Annotated in this window: 16 protein-coding genes; 13 read left to right on the top strand and 3 right to left on the bottom strand. The window is 52.6% G+C overall.

Annotated features, from left to right (window positions below; translation table 11 throughout):
- From GSQ77_RS26810 to GSQ77_RS26765, 10 genes are all read left to right on the top strand, one after another.
- Positions 1-345, top strand: a 345-nt coding sequence (locus GSQ77_RS26810; protein WP_254067841.1) for a hypothetical protein, incomplete at its 5' end; no start/stop codon positions are given.
- Between the two features lie 8 nt (positions 346-353).
- A complete protein-coding gene (locus tag GSQ77_RS26805; RefSeq protein ID WP_158906791.1) occupies positions 354-620 on the top strand; it encodes a hypothetical protein in 267 nt (88 codons plus the stop codon).
- A gap of 595 nt (positions 621-1,215) precedes the next feature.
- Positions 1,216-1,479 carry a hypothetical protein gene (locus tag GSQ77_RS26800; RefSeq protein ID WP_158906789.1) on the top strand — a complete coding sequence of 88 codons (264 nt, stop codon included), beginning with the start codon at positions 1,216-1,218 and terminating at the stop codon, positions 1,477-1,479.
- Between the two features lie 67 nt (positions 1,480-1,546).
- Positions 1,547-1,807, top strand: a complete 261-nt coding sequence (locus GSQ77_RS26795; RefSeq protein ID WP_158906787.1) for a hypothetical protein — start codon at positions 1,547-1,549, stop codon at positions 1,805-1,807.
- A 55-nt stretch (positions 1,808-1,862) separates the two neighbouring features.
- The gene (locus GSQ77_RS26790) at positions 1,863-2,141 is read left to right on the top strand and encodes a hypothetical protein (protein ID WP_158906785.1); all 279 of its coding nucleotides are present in this window, start codon (positions 1,863-1,865) and stop codon (positions 2,139-2,141) included.
- A 37-nt stretch (positions 2,142-2,178) separates the two neighbouring features.
- Complete coding sequence (locus GSQ77_RS26785; protein ID WP_158906783.1) at positions 2,179-2,388, top strand: hypothetical protein; 210 nt, start codon at positions 2,179-2,181, stop codon at positions 2,386-2,388.
- Positions 2,389-2,776: 388 nt separating this feature from the next.
- The gene (locus GSQ77_RS26780; RefSeq protein WP_254067840.1) at positions 2,777-3,100 is read left to right on the top strand and encodes a tyrosine-type recombinase/integrase; all 324 of its coding nucleotides are present in this window, start codon (positions 2,777-2,779) and stop codon (positions 3,098-3,100) included.
- A gap of 39 nt (positions 3,101-3,139) precedes the next feature.
- Positions 3,140-4,387 (top strand): phosphatidylinositol-specific phospholipase C domain-containing protein, encoded by a 1,248-nt coding sequence (locus GSQ77_RS26775; protein ID WP_158906781.1) that lies wholly within the window; start codon positions 3,140-3,142, stop codon positions 4,385-4,387.
- Between the two features lie 207 nt (positions 4,388-4,594).
- A complete protein-coding gene (locus GSQ77_RS26770) occupies positions 4,595-4,954 on the top strand; it encodes a hypothetical protein (RefSeq protein WP_216854959.1) in 360 nt (119 codons plus the stop codon).
- Positions 4,955-5,008: 54 nt separating this feature from the next.
- On the top strand, positions 5,009-5,602 hold the full coding sequence (locus tag GSQ77_RS26765; RefSeq protein ID WP_158906779.1) for a hypothetical protein: 594 nt from the start codon (positions 5,009-5,011) through the stop codon (positions 5,600-5,602).
- Positions 5,603-6,417: 815 nt separating this feature from the next.
- Here the strand turns inward: GSQ77_RS26765 and GSQ77_RS26760 are convergent.
- Complete coding sequence (locus GSQ77_RS26760) at positions 6,418-8,118, bottom strand: phage integrase family protein (protein ID WP_158906777.1); 1,701 nt, start codon at positions 8,116-8,118, stop codon at positions 6,418-6,420.
- A 548-nt stretch (positions 8,119-8,666) separates the two neighbouring features.
- On the opposite strand from GSQ77_RS26760, the gene GSQ77_RS26755 reads away from it, so the two are divergent.
- Positions 8,667-10,958, top strand: coding sequence for a hypothetical protein (locus GSQ77_RS26755; protein ID WP_158906775.1), 2,292 nt, complete (start codon positions 8,667-8,669; stop codon positions 10,956-10,958).
- Here GSQ77_RS26755 and GSQ77_RS26750 read toward each other — a convergent pair.
- Together GSQ77_RS26750 and GSQ77_RS26745 are read right to left on the bottom strand one after the other, a co-directional pair.
- Positions 10,923-11,249, bottom strand: a complete 327-nt coding sequence (locus tag GSQ77_RS26750) for a hypothetical protein (RefSeq protein WP_158906773.1) — start codon at positions 11,247-11,249, stop codon at positions 10,923-10,925. The genes GSQ77_RS26755 and GSQ77_RS26750 overlap by 36 nt on opposite strands.
- A 63-nt stretch (positions 11,250-11,312) precedes the next feature.
- Positions 11,313-13,397: a hypothetical protein gene (locus GSQ77_RS26745; protein ID WP_254067839.1), complete on the bottom strand. Its 2,085-nt coding sequence runs from the start codon at positions 13,395-13,397 to the stop codon at positions 11,313-11,315.
- 315 nt (positions 13,398-13,712) lie between these two features.
- Between GSQ77_RS26745 and GSQ77_RS26740 the strand changes: the two genes are divergently transcribed.
- A complete protein-coding gene (locus GSQ77_RS26740) occupies positions 13,713-14,921 on the top strand; it encodes a hypothetical protein (RefSeq protein ID WP_254067838.1) in 1,209 nt (402 codons plus the stop codon).
- Positions 14,911-16,677: an ATP-binding protein gene (locus tag GSQ77_RS26735; protein WP_158906771.1), complete on the top strand. Its 1,767-nt coding sequence runs from the start codon at positions 14,911-14,913 to the stop codon at positions 16,675-16,677. The genes GSQ77_RS26740 and GSQ77_RS26735 overlap by 11 nt, the downstream gene beginning before the upstream one ends.
- The last annotated feature ends 160 nt before the right edge of the window (positions 16,678-16,837 follow it).

The raw sequence follows: 16,837 nt of genomic DNA, 5'->3' as shown, positions 1-16,837 counted from the left end.
ACCGGAGGCTTCTCAACACGCCGGAGCCTCGCGAGTTGGTTGAATATGAACAGAAGCACCATATCGGGTAGGAAAAAGGCGAGGACGATGAAAGGTCGAATCTACGGTCGTAAAGTCGGCTCTGGACAGTCTTTTGACCTCTTGATCGAAAGCGACGGGGCGTCCACAGGTGGTAAGAGAGTCGATCAAGGACGGCTTGAAGAGTTTGAGGTCGCCAATACCCGCCGTGCCGTGCAACTACTTCGCGATAAGCGTGTTGAAGGCTATGTTTTGTTTGACGGCGACCAAACTCGGTATGAATTCACACCAGATGCGGACTTTGTTTATCCCGCATCCCTGCACTAGGAAGGTAGATGAATCGCATGGAAACTATTCAGCGAATTTTCGAGGATGTCGAGGCCGAGCGCTGCGCGCGGAGAGAACGCGATGGCGGTGTGCTCCTGCAGCGTGACGGCGACAACCGCATTGCAGAAATCGCAAAGCTCGCGGGAGACGCCTGGGGCGGAGGTGATTTTCGGGAGCAAATGGTGAAGGTTGCCGCGGCGGCAATTGAGGCGATTGAGCAGAGTGATATCGAGGCTGCGCAGTTCGATGAATTTAATTCTAGCTTGCGTGGCTAGTCGAAGGAAAAGCCGGTTGGCCGCCGGCACAAGAAAAAGCCTCGGTTGCCAGTTGCTTCGTAAAGACGACTTTCAAATAAATCGCCGACTTTTCGGCGCAAGGTGAAATGAAAATATCGTTCCGTCTTTTCTGCAGTTTGTTATTCGTGCTCTGTGTGTCGGGTGTTGCCCTCTGGCATACTGCGACGCAGTCGTCAGGCGGGAGGCAGTTATACGTCTGCCGCTCCCCGCTCCTAGCGTTTGCCTTTTGGAATTCGTTGAAAGAGATTGGACGTAAAGGCGTCACGATCACCCCTGCGATCGCGAAGCGCGTGTGTGACGGTATGAATACCGGCGGGGTGCCACAGTGCGTGTCCATCAGAGGCGAGCATCTAACGCCTGTTGTGACAGGGGCGGGAGGCGCGATGTCGATGAGTGATGGCACTACCACAATCTGGTTTCACAACCCCAACGAGGGCGGTTGGATCCACCCTGAGTATTACGTTCAATTCTTACACGCGAAATGATATTCGCCAGAATCGCGACGGGTCATTGTTCGGCCTGACAGCGGGATGCGATAGCGTAAAAGCCGGCCAGGACGCCACCTAGGAAAAATATGGCTCTCATTCTTGTTGATGAAGACGATGTACGCGTCGCTGCGTTGAGCGCAGACGAGAAGGCGTGGGCAAAGAAGCTCGATGCTCTGCTCGCGAAGATGCCTGAGCGTCTGAAGCTGGTCGAGATCGACGACAGCGTCATGCTCATCGATCGTGAAGCGGCCGAGGGAAGCGAAGGTGGCTTCGGTGTATTGCGCGAAGCAGGAGCGGTCCTGGCCGATTTGACGGGCGGGGTGATGAAAATTAGCGGTATGACCCACTAAACAGCGGGAAAAGCGCCAGGCGCGATGTGCGCCCCGTATCCGGCCGGTAGCCGCTAGAAGGTCCGAAATGGAAAAGAAAATGGTACAGGACAAGCTGCATCCCCTAATGCGGCCTGCTGGTGACGCGGGCAAGGTTTTTCAGCGCAAGCTGGATCTTGAGAGCGACGTAGAGCGCCTGAAGGCGGTTGTCGCGAGCATGCAGCGGAAGTTGGATGCCGGCTCTCACGCGGTCACGGTCGAAGACCTTGCTGCTCGCCAGCGCGAGTTACTCCAGGCCCAAGACGCGCTCGCGAACGCAAACGACGAATTCGCCGCGCTGGCTGTTTGACCAAGGAAAAGCCGGGATCGCCGGCACATGAAAGCAAGCATTGGGAGAGCTAAGAATGATGAAAAAAATAACGATCGAAACCGCCAAAGGCGACAATGTCTCATTCAACGTCAGAAAGATCGACGGAACCCCGCCACAAGGCGTGGGAGTCGTCTATGAACTCGTTGATGCCTCGGGTAAGCGACAGCCTAATTCCCTGGATAACTGGAACTCGAAGAACCGTGTTATCGGTTTCTTTGACTGCATCGAAGTGTTGGAGGAAACCGGCTACGCCTACCGCTTCCTTACCAAGGAGCGCGTGGTCGAAATCGGACGCGTGGTAACGCTGGACTGAAGCGTCGGGGCGCGATGCTTAACGACTAGGAAAAAACATGCAGAAGTTCAAGATTGGCGATAGCGTTCGACAACAGGGCAAACGACAGATTATGACCGTGGAAGGCGATGCTGCCGTGGCGGCGGTATCTACGAGACCAGGCTACGTTGCAACGAGCCCAGGAATGGTTGTTTGCTCGTGGATGAATGCGAAAAAACGCAAAATCCAGAAGTCGTTTGTTGAACTCAGCCTTGAACTCGCTGAGTGAAGGAAAGAACGTCATGGCAACGCAACAAATGTCGCTTTGGATGCAAATTGTGAACAATTAATAAAGTTGGACACAACAATAAACTCCGACACAAGATAATAAAGTCTGACACAAGTCGGAGCTCGATAAATGCCCTCGGCGCGCTCGTGTCACAGGAACCATCCGCTGTCGAATCCACCGCAGACGCAGACTTTCGTGCGATTGCCGTCACGGCCTAGGTTGAAGGAAGAGGCACTATCCGGTTACGCGGGTAACTTGCTGCGAAAAGTCATCGCAGCAAGCAGCGTGATTTGTATTCTCCTAAGCGTCTTCAGCCGTATTTCGGTGGCCGCAGCATTGGCGAACCGAAGCGTGCTGATTTGCGTGGTTATCGCGTAATTTCTCAGCGTTGCCGTGGTTTTTTGCATCCTCCGCTGATGCGAACATCACGACATTTCAGACGGGTTTTGAGTCAGCTTGCGCAAGATCTGGAATTAAGGATTTTCGCGTTCACGATTTACGCCACACATTTGCATCGTGGCTTGTGATCGACGATGCCTCGTTATATGTTGTGAAAGATCTATTAGGTCACTCGTCAATAGAGGTGACAGAGCGATATGCGCATTTATCGCCAGTCAGGAGCGCGCGGCGGTCCAGAAATTGCGCTCATTTTGATCAAATAAATGTTAAATCGAAGGTGCTGGTGAGATTGAGTGGGCGGCTGTTTCGTTAAGCCTTTTTCTTAAATAATTATATTGATTGGCTAAACTACATGAACATGCAAAATTGGATGGCAAGTCTCGAGCCTAAACAATCTATCGCTTGGGTCAGTATTCCGGGGACACACGAATCCGGTGCAATACCAGAGAGCGTATCACAATCACAGTGCCAATATCATTCGATTAGAGATCAACTCGATTTGGGCATCAGGTTTTTGGATATCAGGCTCAAGGAGGATGGTTTAGATAAACCATTGAGGGTTGTTCATGGCCCGTCTGATCAGGAACTCACCTTTGCATCCGTACTAGTCGACGTCTACAACTTCCTGGAACAGCATAAAACTGAGTTCGTACTTATGAATGTTCAGAAGTACGATGAACACACCAGAGGCGCTTTTTCGACGAAATTTGATGCAGAAGTGCGTAATAATGAAAGTAAATGGTTTTTCGAGGCGAGAATTCCGACCGTCGGGGAAGCTAGAGGTCGGATAGTGTTGATCCGTGCAAATGGGAAGGGGCAAGCTTGGGAATCGACAAAAGGGATTCCTTGGAATGGCCACGATGTTAATGGTGAATTGGGATTCGGTATCAAAGAAAATGGTTTTTTTTCGACACAAAACCGTTGGTATCTCATCGCTACTTCTAATAAGAAAATATGGATAGAACAGAACATCAAAAAGATTGCGTATCCACCAGATATAAGAAAAAGTAAAACCGAAGATGAGATTAAAACAAGTCGAGATTCAGAAAAAATACTTCTCAACTTCCTATCCTCCACATGGGGGGAGTCACTCCGGCTTCATGCCGTGAAAATTAACCAAACTATTTTTGAATTCCTCAAGGATCAGAAAGAGCCGCCTAGGCGTTATTGCCTCGGCGTGATGCCGATGGATTTCGCAGGAAATGTCGATGGATTTATCAGCGAGATAGTCAAGCGCAACATCCTGAATGGTGCGCGAGTGCGGGATCAACGCGGAGTTAATAACGGTGCGGTTTACCTCGTTCTTGATGGAAAACTGCGTGGTATTCCCCGGACGGCATACGAAGCGCTGTTCAAAGATTGGGAGAGTATCATCAACTATCCTGATTTGGATCGTTTTGCCATAGAGAAGGACCTTTCCGAACACGCTTGTCTGGCCAAAGTTGAAGGTACAAAAGATGCGTTCTTATTGCTAGATGGTGAGAAACGTTTGATTAGTTCTTCCGATGTATTTGATTGGTACGGATTCGATGAACACAAGGTTAACGAAAAGACGGCAGACGAACTGGAAGCGATTCCAACAGGAAAACCGCTAGATTGATTGCAGTATCAGCGCGGTTTCGGCGGTCGCTTCGGACGTGCGCACCTGTGCGCTTACAGCGTTTTGAGCGTTGCATATGAATCGGCGATGCATGTGGCAATGAGGGGGCGCGTGAGTGCGTTCGTCAGCGCATTGATGAGCCATTTTAACGCTCGACAACCCTGCCGGTTCGTGTTTGAACTTACAGTAGGAAAAGCGGGAGCTAAGATGCGCGGGGATGAGAAGCGAGTGGTCGAGGCATTCTGTGCCTATCTTGTGAGGGAAGGCTGGACCGTACAGACCGAGGTTGCTCGCGTTGATGTCGTGGGCACGCGCGGACAAGAACGGCTGTATGCCGAGGCCAAGGGACGAACCGGACGGAACGGCCCGCTCGACGTCGACACCCTTTATGGGCAATTGCTACGCCGTATGCCTGACGAAGAGGTGGGCCAAGCGCGGTTTGCGGTTGTCGTCCCGGCAGAGATGGAGCTTGCGGCAGTGCGAGTACCACCCCGTGTTCGGGCACTGCTGAACATTGAGGTCTACGCGGTGACCGACGCCAACGATGTCCGTTGCGTCGTCAAATAGGAAATAGCCGGCCCGCCGGCACAAGGAAAAAGTGGAGTTCTGATCGGGAACAAAATGACGAAACAATCACTTTCCATTCTCCACGAAGTTGGCCAACTGTACGCGTTTGACGCCCAAGATTTTGCCGACCGCTTTGACGTGACGTGGGAGCGTATTACCACCAAGACTGGTCGGATCAAATCGTTCGTCGATCTCTTGATGGGTTTCGAATGTGGGTTGAAAGCGCACATAGCGCTCGCGGGTGAGCGCGACGGTCAGGAACCGAAGGTCACATACCGGCAGATTAGGGCGTCAAATCACGGAATATCGAAGCTTGCGTCAACTGCCACGCTGTTGCCTGACAGAACGCTCTACGATGACATCGCATCCCGGCTAGATAGCTTTTCCGTCTTGATCCGGTACTCGCTTGATGCATATGAGGCTTTCTTCCCCTGGTATGTTGACCAGGACGCGGCGCGACTCAACTATTCAAGCACGATCGGTAACGAAGCGTGGGTCAGTGCAACGAGAGCACTACTGGAACCGCTGATGGAGAGCGCGTACGCGCTGATCACAGGTGAGGTGACGAACGACATTGGCCGCATCTTCGACCACGAAAGGGAGATGATGGAGTTTGTCGCTACTGTTGTGAAGAAGCCGGCGCGTTAGCCAGCGCTGAGCAAGCTGGAAACAAGGTCCGACGATAGGACGGAAAAGATGGCGAGCAAGATACGCCACCGCAGCGGCCGGTAGCCGAGATGGAGTTGGGCATGGTGGCCTCTGACGAAGCGAGGTGTATCGGTTGCGGATGTACCGACAATCGAGCGTGTTGGGATGATGACGAAGGTCAGCCGTGCCACTGGAGGCGTGTTGAGGCTACGCGGAGTTCCGATTCCTGCTTAGGGGGTTAGGAACAAATTTATGCAAAAAACGGGAACAGATTTGTGCAAACCAACGCCAACGAGAGGGCATCTAGGTTTTGTTTTAATTTAACATAAGATAAATTATCGAACTTTTTGTTGTAGTAGCTTTTTAGAAATGTCGTGTTCTAGCCATTTAGAAATGTCGTGTTTGGACCTCGGTAAGCTTGTCGGTTCCTCGTGGCACTACGGAGCCGGAGTGCCGTTACGTAACTTGTTGGCGAAATTGGACGTAAAGTGCTGCGTAATCGCCAAAATAGCCACAAAACCGCATTCCACAACGAGTTACGTCAAAATTTACACTTGCAAATTCGACCGCGAGTTTCTACAACGATTTACGTCAAAGTGACTTATCCCAAGTCGGGTGGAAAACAGAGTGAGATATTTTAAAGAAATTGGAATGCGAGGAGATCGGGCCACCTTGCCGGCAGACACGGAAAATTGACGTAACCTGTTATCGAAAAGGGGGGTAAGCCCCCCTTTGGAGCGCACCGAGCTGATCGAAGTAAGCTATAGGTGCAGCCATCCTCCCCATCTCTTTCGCACCATGCGTAAAGCTCTTCGTTAAGCAGAAAACGCGTCATTCAGCTGCCGTGCGCGCTTGGCCTCGTCACCGTGCAGATAAATCGACGTCGTCGCAATCGACGCATGGCGCAGGTTGTCTCTGACTGTCGTCAATTCGGCGCCACTCGCTAGTGCATGGGTCGCATGCGTATGTCGCATCCAATGCGGACTTGCCCGACGTAATTTTTCGGCCAGTACCGGATGCTCATCCTGGATTATGTCCGCCGCAGCCCGAAAGAAGCGCCGCATGATGGCCCATAGCCGCGCGCTGGTGATGCCACTTGCGATCTCCGATTCAAGACTACCGACTAACGGCGTTTTCGGGTCCCAGCTCGAAGGCGCAATCGGAAGACCGCGCTCGGCCAAATAGCGATCCAGCGCGCCCCGCGCCAATGGCGGCATAGCCACTTTGGCGGCCTTGCTACCCTTCCCCACCACGTGCAGCCAATGATCGCCTTGCGGATCGCCGCGAACGCTACCCAGCTTCGCCCCGACCAGCTCGCTGGCACGCAGACCCGTGGCGTACGCAAAATCAAGCACGAATCGCAACCGTCGGGCGGCCGGTGGCTGCCAATCGTAGGACCACTCGAGGCCCTCCGCGATGGCGCGCACCAAGGCCCACTCCCCGTCACTGAAAGCGTGTGAGGTATCGAGCAACTCCGCCTTGTTGCTGCCGCGCACCTTAATGCCGGCGAACGGATTGGCCAGCAAATAGCGCTGCGCAATCAACCAACGAAACAGCGCAGCGAGCACCGTGAGCGAGTACGCAATCGAGCGCGCGGCCAGGCCGCCGCTAAACGGGCGCCAGTCAGGCGCCGTGCGGGGGCGCGGAGGCCCGACCCAGCGCCCTTGAGGCGTTGGTCGTCGCAGGAAACTGCGATAAGCAATGGCGTCTTCCGTCGTGAGGGACGACAAGGCACAGTTGCGCTCGACGATGGCCCACAGAATTAGCCGCTCGGCTTCTTTGCGGTAAGCACGCTGGGTCGACGCCGCTTCGTGTAGTGACAACCAGGCCTTGATCGCCGCATAGTCGTTACTGGCAGTCAGCATGCAAGTGTGCTGAGGGGCGCGGAAGGTCCCATGCGAACCATCGACCTCGTGCGGGAGGCGCAACTGTTCCCAGGGGACGATCCCTCCTTGATCCGACGCGACGACGAGGGCGCGGGCGCGTTCTGTCAGTTGTGGATGCTCGGCAAAGAAGCTCTCGATGTGGCGAGCACTGGCTTGCCCCAGCCCCGGCACCGCGGCCCACCAGCGGCGTCGGCGCGGAATCCGTACTGTCAGGTCGGCAAGTGTATTGATCCCGTGGGCCCGAAGTGCTCGAACAGCCCGCTCCGCGAACCAGAGTGCGATGTCGTCGCTGATGTGCGGTTCGGTCGCTGGTAACGAGCGCAACAGCTCGATTGCCTGCCCCGCCGCTTTGGCACGCGGTACGCGCCCGGCCGCGTCGTGCTGCAACACTGACACGAGATCCGGGCGTTGCCGAGCTCGCGCGAGGTCGATCAGCGTGTTACGGATCCGGCCGATGATTGCCCGCGCCGAGACACCAGGTTCAAGACGGTCGTTTAGATAGCGCTCGACTGCCTGCCGGGTGCTCAGTCCCGCGTACCAGGCGCGCAGCGCAGCCAACGCGGCGTGATCCGGAAAACCGGCCGGTTCAGGGTCGGGCGATGGCAAGGCGGAAGTGCGACGCGTTTTCATACCTAACAGTTTAGACGAAAAATAGAGCTATTGTGATAAGAAGAATTATCGAAATAGCAGTAACATCAGACGCATCTCATTTAACTCGTTCTCATGCGGTCCCTCGATCCTCACAACTTGCAGCTCTTGCGTTATGCGAAGGACACTTGATGACCCACTGCCGCCGTTCGACCCAACGTAGCTCCTTAGTCGGTTTTCGAATTACAACCGCCGTTCGCACTGTTGTTCCAGCCGGCGAGTTATCGGCCAACCGGTCATGAATACACAAACGGCGCGTCGCGCTCGCTGTTCGGACTTCGTAAACGGGTGCAGCGAGTGCGCGGCCAGCAGCACGACCAGCTTTGTTTCACGGATGGAGTGACCCGAACGATCCGGGAAATGTTGCCAGAACCTACTAGGGCGAAGCGCTTGCCGAAATGGAAGCGCACGACGGCGATGTTTGGGGCGTTACTACAAATTGGAGGCGAAAAATCTCCAGACGGCTCAATTTCGACCTGAAATTTGCGATACATTAGCGCGTTGAATTAGCTGTGAGGCGTACCCGTTAAATGCTCCATATCCGTCTCGAAAAGCTGCGTTTCGTGGTAATGGAAATGAGACTCGCGATGCGTTTGGCGCAGTTCGCGCCCACCGACGCTGATGCACGGATGCTCACGCGGCACGTCCTTATCCGCGCGGTTGATTTCATCTCGCACGCACGCCAGATTCGCAAACCCTTGACAAAGGCGGGATACGACACAGGCGCTTTCAACACTCTCAAAGAATACTATGCGAAGGAATTTCAGGAATATTTCCAGAAGGTTCGCGATCGACTCAGCGCCCACGTTCAAGACATCGAGCTGAGCGAAGGAATCGAGCTATGGAATGGCGTCGATGCAGCAAAGTCGGAATTTTTCGTAGAAGGCGCGGCCGAAATTTACCGCGCACTTGAACTATTGAGCATCGCCAATTTTCCCGCTCTAACGGACTTCCCAGAATTTGGCAATCCGGCATTCGAGGAGGCTCTACGGGCCTATCAAGCTTCAGGCAGCAAAGTGCAAGCCGTCGAAATGGGCATGGATCCTCTTGCGATGACGAGGCCTGATTCGACTGCCCTCATCAGTACTCACCCGATTCATGCCCGTGCGGGTCATCTCGCTCTCCTCCAACGTTGGATGATGGCCCAAGCCAAATTGCTTCGGAAGTTCGAGACCTTTCCGAATGTCGTCCGCATCTTGAAGGCTCGGATGATTACCGACCTAGTTAGCGCCTGCGATTGTCTCATTACGCGTGATGTTGATCCTGCGGCCCCGCAGCGAATGGACGGCCTTGATTTTCTCCTTGCAAAGGAGGTTTCACAGAACGCCATAGAACAATTCAAGGCGATCTTCCGGGTGGACGAAGCGATCACACCGTATCGGGAGATCAGAAACAAGGTCAGCAGCCATCTCGACGAAAACATCAATGTCACGCTCGAAACGCTCCTGAAGTTCCTCGACGATGCCGATTTCGAGGCCGGGCTGGGCATTTACGACAAGCTAAGACAGGTCTTTGAAAAGGCCTGTCGCGACATCCTGATCTTGCGCTCCTACCTGGCCGATGGCCAAACCATCAACGGGGTGCTGGGGTCAGGAAATGGCACACATACAGCACCTTTCAGCGACGGCGAGCAACCGGGGAGAGTCATCCCTCAGCGTGACCGAATGGAAGACACCGATGTGGCCTACTCCTCGAAGCTGGAAGAGTGGCTAGTCGGCGAGCCGGCCACACAAGGGCGTGCTCGCTCCGCCTTTTGGAACGCTTTCCTCCATTCCCCCGTCGTAGAAAAATACGAAACTGTCGAACTATTTCCGGGAGGCGGGGAGCGGCGCGAGACGCACTCATTACGCCATGCTCACCACTTCATTTTAGCAAGACTCGAATCCGAGACCGATCCGAACCGAATTTTTCGCACACTTGAGCTTACTCGCCAATGCTCCAACGGGGCACCGGCCGACCTGACCGAGATTCTGCTGCGGTACACACGAAATCCGAAATCTGCCCCTTACATGTCGGCTATCGCCCTCTGCTTCGGCGATCTCGCAAATTGGGACGATCTCCGGGTGCGCACTTATTTGATGGCGGGCTTGAGTGTTACGTCATCACTTGCCGTACATACGCGCGTGGCCTTGCTGCGGATTTTCGTCCGCACAGAGGGTCTAGCCCGGATCAATCGAAAGCCGCCAACGGAAGACTTTTCTAATGTGCTTGGGCACTTGACCCGAGGGCTTAGGCTGGAAGCCAAGCTGATGACCGAAATTTTCTTGGCCAGTCAGTTCTGCGATCAGCGGGTGGCGACATTCGTGAAGCCTTTTGAGAAGGACTACGCCGTCCTGCAAGCCGACATCGTGGCCTTGGTCTACAGCTTAACGCCTGTAAAGGAGGCCTCCCGTATCTCTGAAATGGTGCGTCGCTTGGCCGGGACTCACGATTACACCGGTGTCTGCCTATATTTGTACGATGAGCTGAAAGGGAGCCGCTTGGAGTTCCTGGTTAAGGATCTGATCGGGATGGCGTGTGACGGGATCGTCAAGGCAGCCTACCATGACCAATCGCGCAAGCACTGGTGTGGCTGTTTCCTAAGACTCGAACGCAATCGTGAGGCGCTGGCCATTGCGGAAAGCCTCGCCCTTTCAAACCCCGACAGTCCCGATTTCCAGATACTCTTGGCCCAGGTAATGACCAGCTTGCCCGAGTGTCGGGAAGCCGTCCCAAGTCTCACCAGCAACATTAAGTGCCGGTACAGATTAAGCGACGACCAACTCGCAGCGCTCGAAGCAGTCAGGTCAGCCGGCAGCAACCCTGCGGAAAATGAGCGATGATTCAATAAATTTGATGACAATGATATTTATCATGGCATTGAACTTGATTGCCGCATGAAAAGCCTTTCCTTTAAAGGCTTTGATACGGCTATTGATAATCAAATGGGAATGCTTCAGCGCGTTGGTTGGGGGCAGCTCGATGCCTGCACGGTCGCTGGGCCATTTTCGGGTATGGGCGACACTTGTAGCAGGCGACCTACCAAACCGCACTACGCTACGGCGCGCTTCGTGTCTGTGGCCGCTAGCTAATGGATAGTGGCCATTTGGTTGGCCCAGCGACGCGAAGGACAACTGTCTCCTTCTGGGCGCCCGTGGTCCCACGGTGAACTTCCGCACTCGACCCTGAATGGTCAGCTAATCAGCGATCTGTCTGATGGCTGCTTCCGCGTGTGATCGGTCGTACAGAACACGCCGGCTAGAATGAACGGTATTGTTTGACCCTGAGGTTAACTGGGCACCGCCACCGGGAGTATTCTTGCCAGAAGAGTTAATCTTCGTTATGGGTTTAGTGCCATGAGGTGACGCCGTCCCCCTGCTCTTGGTCATAGCGTCATTCAGCATGCGCTCGCCGATCGATTGTTCTGCTGCTTCCGACAGAATTCGACGCGCCTCAAGATAGGCTGGATGCACAGGTAGTTTGCGATGCGGTTGACTTTCTACAAAGTTCATAAAAGTTTCGATCGCATCTCCACCGGCCGGGAGCGAAAACTGTCCCCGTGAATATGCCTGGCTGATTGCCGTGCGGACCGTGAGGTTGTGGGGTGACACATTCCAGGGTGGCGCTGCTCGCAGAATGCCAAGCGACATACCGTTCATCGTGGATGCCATGGCGACTCTGCAGTCGTTTTCTTTGTGACATACCACCCAGATTTCGGAGCCGACGAGATCGTGCCGGTTGTGCAGGATCTCATTCGTATATCTGGCGTAAAAAAATTCCACGAATGGTGCCCTTCCAGTTGCAGCCCCGCCCCGGACAACGCAACGTTTTCGTATGCTGAACAACGATTCAACACGTGCCGGGTCGGCTTGTCGAAACGGCGCTTGCGAATTCCGGTAAAGGAACTCTGCATAGGCTAGTGGCCTCCGATTGCCGATCCCACGATGTGGCGTGGCGTTATAGTTAGCAATCAACACATCCAACAGTTCCTCCGCATATTCGTACTGGAAACGACTGGCGAGCGCGACGTCTTCGGGAGCCTTTCCCTTTCGATCTCTAGGCTTAGCACCTGTTGTATTTGACAGACGTTGAAAACCCTTGCCTGCCAAATTGCGGAAAAATGATTCGATGAATGGTCGATCATCCTTACTGTGACGTTTGGAAAATGCGCTACGTGGTTCTAGTAGTGTCGAACCGACAGCATCATGCAGCACGCTGCGCACACGCTGGCATGTTTCCGCGAGGGCTCCGTCCACACTGGTTTCATCCCAGCAAAGACCAACAAAATGCTCGCCACGAGATGAAAGTAGCCCGGCTTCTGGAAGGTATGGGGTGTCGCAGAAGCTGATCGGCCGCAAGCTCCACCGGCACAATGCCCGCTTGATAGCACGCACCACGTCGTCACTCGATACCTCCCGCCGCATACTGAAGAAATATCCGAGTACGGCTCGCGAGACGACTTCCAGGATCACGATGACCCAGAGTCGATGGACGATCTTTTCTTGAAAATCCCCGTCGGCGAGCGGAAGCGATACACAGAAACGGCCGTCGAGCTTGTGCGCGTCCATCTCGACGCGTTGCATGAATTTCAGCACGGGACGGTTACTACCATCGCCAGTTTTTAGCTTCGCAACCAAATCCGGGCCACCGGTTACTGAGGCCAGAGCACGCGGATTTGCTGCTAGTACTGTCTCGATGTGGCGCCGAACCGAGTAATAGCCCCGACTCGATGTGTTGAAGGGCCACTCTCCCCTAGCTTCGTAGCCAAGGTCCCGTAGCTGATTGATGAGCCAGTCGCAGTGGCGCTTGTGCGAGTGCCTGGCCTCAACCAGTCGCTTGCCTGAATAGCTGGTCCGGATACGGGCCTCGAACGCCTGCTGCAAATCCGGATGGCAATCGAGAAGCGCTTGCAGCGCACCGGCACCACCTGAACCGAACCGGTCGATGTGGACCTTGATACGACGGCGGTACGGCTTCAGCCTTAGCCATGGCACGATTCCTCGCCACCCGTATGGACGACCGTCCGAGTGTGTTTCTAGGCATCGCTCCCTGATTAAGCGATAAGCATGTTTTGCGCCGAGAGACGTAACTCGTTTGATCGCTTCTTCCGACGTGCCCGAAAGATAAAGATAGATAGCCTGCTTACGGGCGAAGTAGAGCGTACGCCGCTCTCCTTGCATCGCACCCTCGTCTGGTGTGGCCCAATGAGAGATATCGATGCTTTGCCCGTTAATAACCCGTCGCGAATATTGCGATCGCCCTTCAAACTCTTCGTCTGCCATGTGCACTCCCGAATGGGCAAAACCCTACGTCCGAGATAGCACTAACAATAGTAGGTGATTACAGAAATGCAAGACGGTGAGTATTTCGATGGGTCCGATTACGATCAAGGGGACGCATGTGAAACACTGCTGGCCCCCGAGTGGTCATCCAGTTTTTACGATTGTGGCTATTCAATGCCGAAAGCTTGTCGAGCCTTAGTTACCCCACGGACGGCGCTGGTCGATCACGATACTTACTATCTTTCCTCCAACAGAATTTATATCTGGCCCCTATTTGGTAACAGGTGGTGACACCCACTGCAATTGCTGATAGCGTTGATTATCTTCAACCTGAAAAAAATCACAATGAGCCGTTCGGCGGACTACACAATCCAGGGTTTTCTGTACCAATTCAATCAAACGCTCTCTGAACTGCTTAAGGCAGCGGATGACGCAGTAATTACTATCGAAGGAATTGTCGAAGATATCGAGGTGGCGACCTTTGCAGGGACCAAAGCCATTCAGTGCAAATACCACGAGACAAAAGATAAATACGGCCCAAGCATTTTATATCACCCATTGCTTCAGATGATGAAGCACTTTAAATCCAACCAAGATGCCAAAATAAAATATCACATATTCGCACACTTTCCTGGCAATCCGATTGTTGATATAACAGTAAAGGACATCAATGGTGCGCTAAATTCGAAAAACAAGGATTTGAAGGATTTGATCGCAGAAGTCGCCGACGTCGATATCGATAAATTTCTTAAGGTGTTTTCCGTTTCTGTCACGCCCAAGTATGACGAATTGATGGAAGAAAATTATAAGCAGCTTGAAGTTTTTGGCTTCACCAAGGGAGAAATTGAAACTCTATTCTACCCAAATGCCATTCAAATTATTGCTGATCTCAGTATCAAGCATGATGTGAAAATGAGAAAAATTACAAAAAAGGATTTTTTTGAATCGTTACGAAAAATTAGGTCCACTGCGATCTCACAATGGACGCTTGCGCTAAAGACGCGACAGAAAATCATAGAAACACGGCGCCAGCAGCTTAAAGAAAACTTAAACGCTAATGCTCGTTTGCGTCATTTAGTGATATTTCCGGCGTTTCTTGAGAATTTCGATGACCAAATTGTTATTTTCATAAAATCATTCATTGATAAATACCATTTCAAACTTGCGCATACGCAGACGCCAATTTTTGCCTTAGATGTTCCACAAGATGTATTCGATGGGATTGCGGAGCGATTAATTGGAAAAGACATTTTTCCAAATCTCGGGCGACCGGTAAAAATGTTTTCAGACATTTATTTTTTTCGCGAGCCAATGGTTCAGAAAGATAAAAAAGAATTTGTTTTACGATTTATCCGATGGGATGATTACAAAAATCTCCCTCTTAAAACCAAGGCAGACGATTTTTTTGTCATCGGCCATGGAGACATCACAAATGTCGACGTTAAGGATGTAAACCTGGAAATCCTCGGCGCCGAAAAATTCGATGAAATCAAATACATGATGAGGATAAGCAATGCCTATTAAAATTGGATCTGTACTCTCATGCGCACCGGAAGCGATAACTGTTGCAGTCGATAATCTTGAAGCATTCGAAAAAAATAAAGACGGGCTGCAAGTAGGTCGCTTCTTGAAAATTGCACAGGGTAATCACGATTTTACGATTGCCACCATTTTGAACATTAAGGGTACAAACAATATTTCGTCAGATGGAAAACTAATTTGGAGCTTCCAGATTGAGTGCCAGGCGATCGGCAGCTTAGTCGAAGACAAGACGTTTGACCGTGGCAGCCTCCTTTTGCCCGTACCGACTGAGCATGCATTCATTGCGGAAAAAGACACTCTCGACAAAATGTTCTCGGCCGATGGCGATCACGATTTTCCACTTGGAAAACTCTCGATGAACAAGACCATCGATCTGATGATCAATGGCAACAGATTCTTTAGCAAGCACATCGCCGTTGTCGGTTCGACTGGCTCTGGTAAGTCATGCACGGTCGCGAGCGTGCTGCAGGAGGTCGTTGGCATTTCTCAGAGCAAAAATACAAATAAGGAAAAGCAAAATAACTCCCACGTCGTAATATTTGACATTCACGACGAGTACACTGCGGCGTTTACTCTGGAAAAAGAAGAGACCTTTACCTTGAGTCGACTCGACATTGATTCTCTCCAGCTTCCATACTGGCTGATGAATTCGGAAGAGCTGGAGAGCATGTTCATCGAGAGCAATGAGGCAAACTCTCATAATCAGGTTAGTCAGTTCAAGCATGCTGTTGTACTAAATAAGGAAAAGCACAATCCGAGTGTTCAAGAGGTCACTTATGACACCCCGGTTTATTTCTCGATCAAAGAGGTCTACTATTTCATAGAAAATCTAAATCGCGAAGTTATCGGACGACTGGCCGGTGAAGACAAGCCTAAGCTGGTCGACGGGAATTTAGTGACCGATCGGAAGGTCTATTTCGACAAGATCCACGACTTCATTGCAAACTCCAGCGCGGCGGCAACCAGAGCGACTAATGGGCCATTCAACGGAGAGTTCAACAGGTTCGTTTCCCGACTGGAGGCGAAATTAGCCGATAAGCGCCTCCGGTTTCTTTTGAACGCAAAGAAGGCTGACGGTCACGCCCATGTCACCGCGGACTTTGAGACACTGATGAAGCAGTTCATCGGCTACCTCGACAAGGCGAACGTTACTATCGTGGACCTGAGCGGCGTTCCTTTCGAGGTTCTCAGCATCACCGTCAGCCTAATTTCTCGTCTCATCTTCGACTTCTGTTTCCACTATTCCAAGTTGCAGCATGCCCAAGGCAAGCTCAATGACATCCCGGTCATGCTCGTATGCGAAGAGGCGCACAACTACGTTCCACGTAACGACCATGTAGCCTATCGCGCCTCCCGCAAGTCCATCGAGCGGATAGCAAAAGAGGGGCGGAAATACGGTTTGAGCCTTATGGTTGTCAGCCAACGGCCGTCGGAAGTGTCGGAGACGATATTTGCCCAGTGCAACAACTTCATGGCACTGCGCCTGACGAACGACGCGGATCAGACTTACGTGCGCAGGCTCTTTCCCGATAACGCTAATGCGATCACGGAGATCCTCCCGAATCTGGCTCCTGGCGAATGCGTGGTGGTCGGTGACGCTGTGCTGCTGCCAGCAGTCATAAAGATGCCGTTACCGGTCCCCGAACCTCATTCGCAAAGCGTTAAGGTTCATAAGGAATGGAAGGAACAATGGCGTGATGTTAAGTTCGCCCAGGTCATCGAGCGCTGGCGAAAATAAGGAGTTTTACCACCTTACGCGGTAACCCCGTTTTCAGCACGACTACCGGCAGCGCAATTGGATCGTTGCTGGCCGTGCCCCCACCGCCGCAAGCTACAGTCGTCGCTTGTTGATCCAGGCGGCACTGTAGGTATGGGGCAGCGTCGACAAATCTACAAAT

This window comes from Burkholderia sp. L27(2015) (genome assembly GCF_009765705.1).
Taxonomy (GTDB): Bacteria; Pseudomonadota; Gammaproteobacteria; order Burkholderiales; family Burkholderiaceae; genus LMUX01.
This window is presented reverse-complemented; position numbering and strand designations above follow the sequence as displayed.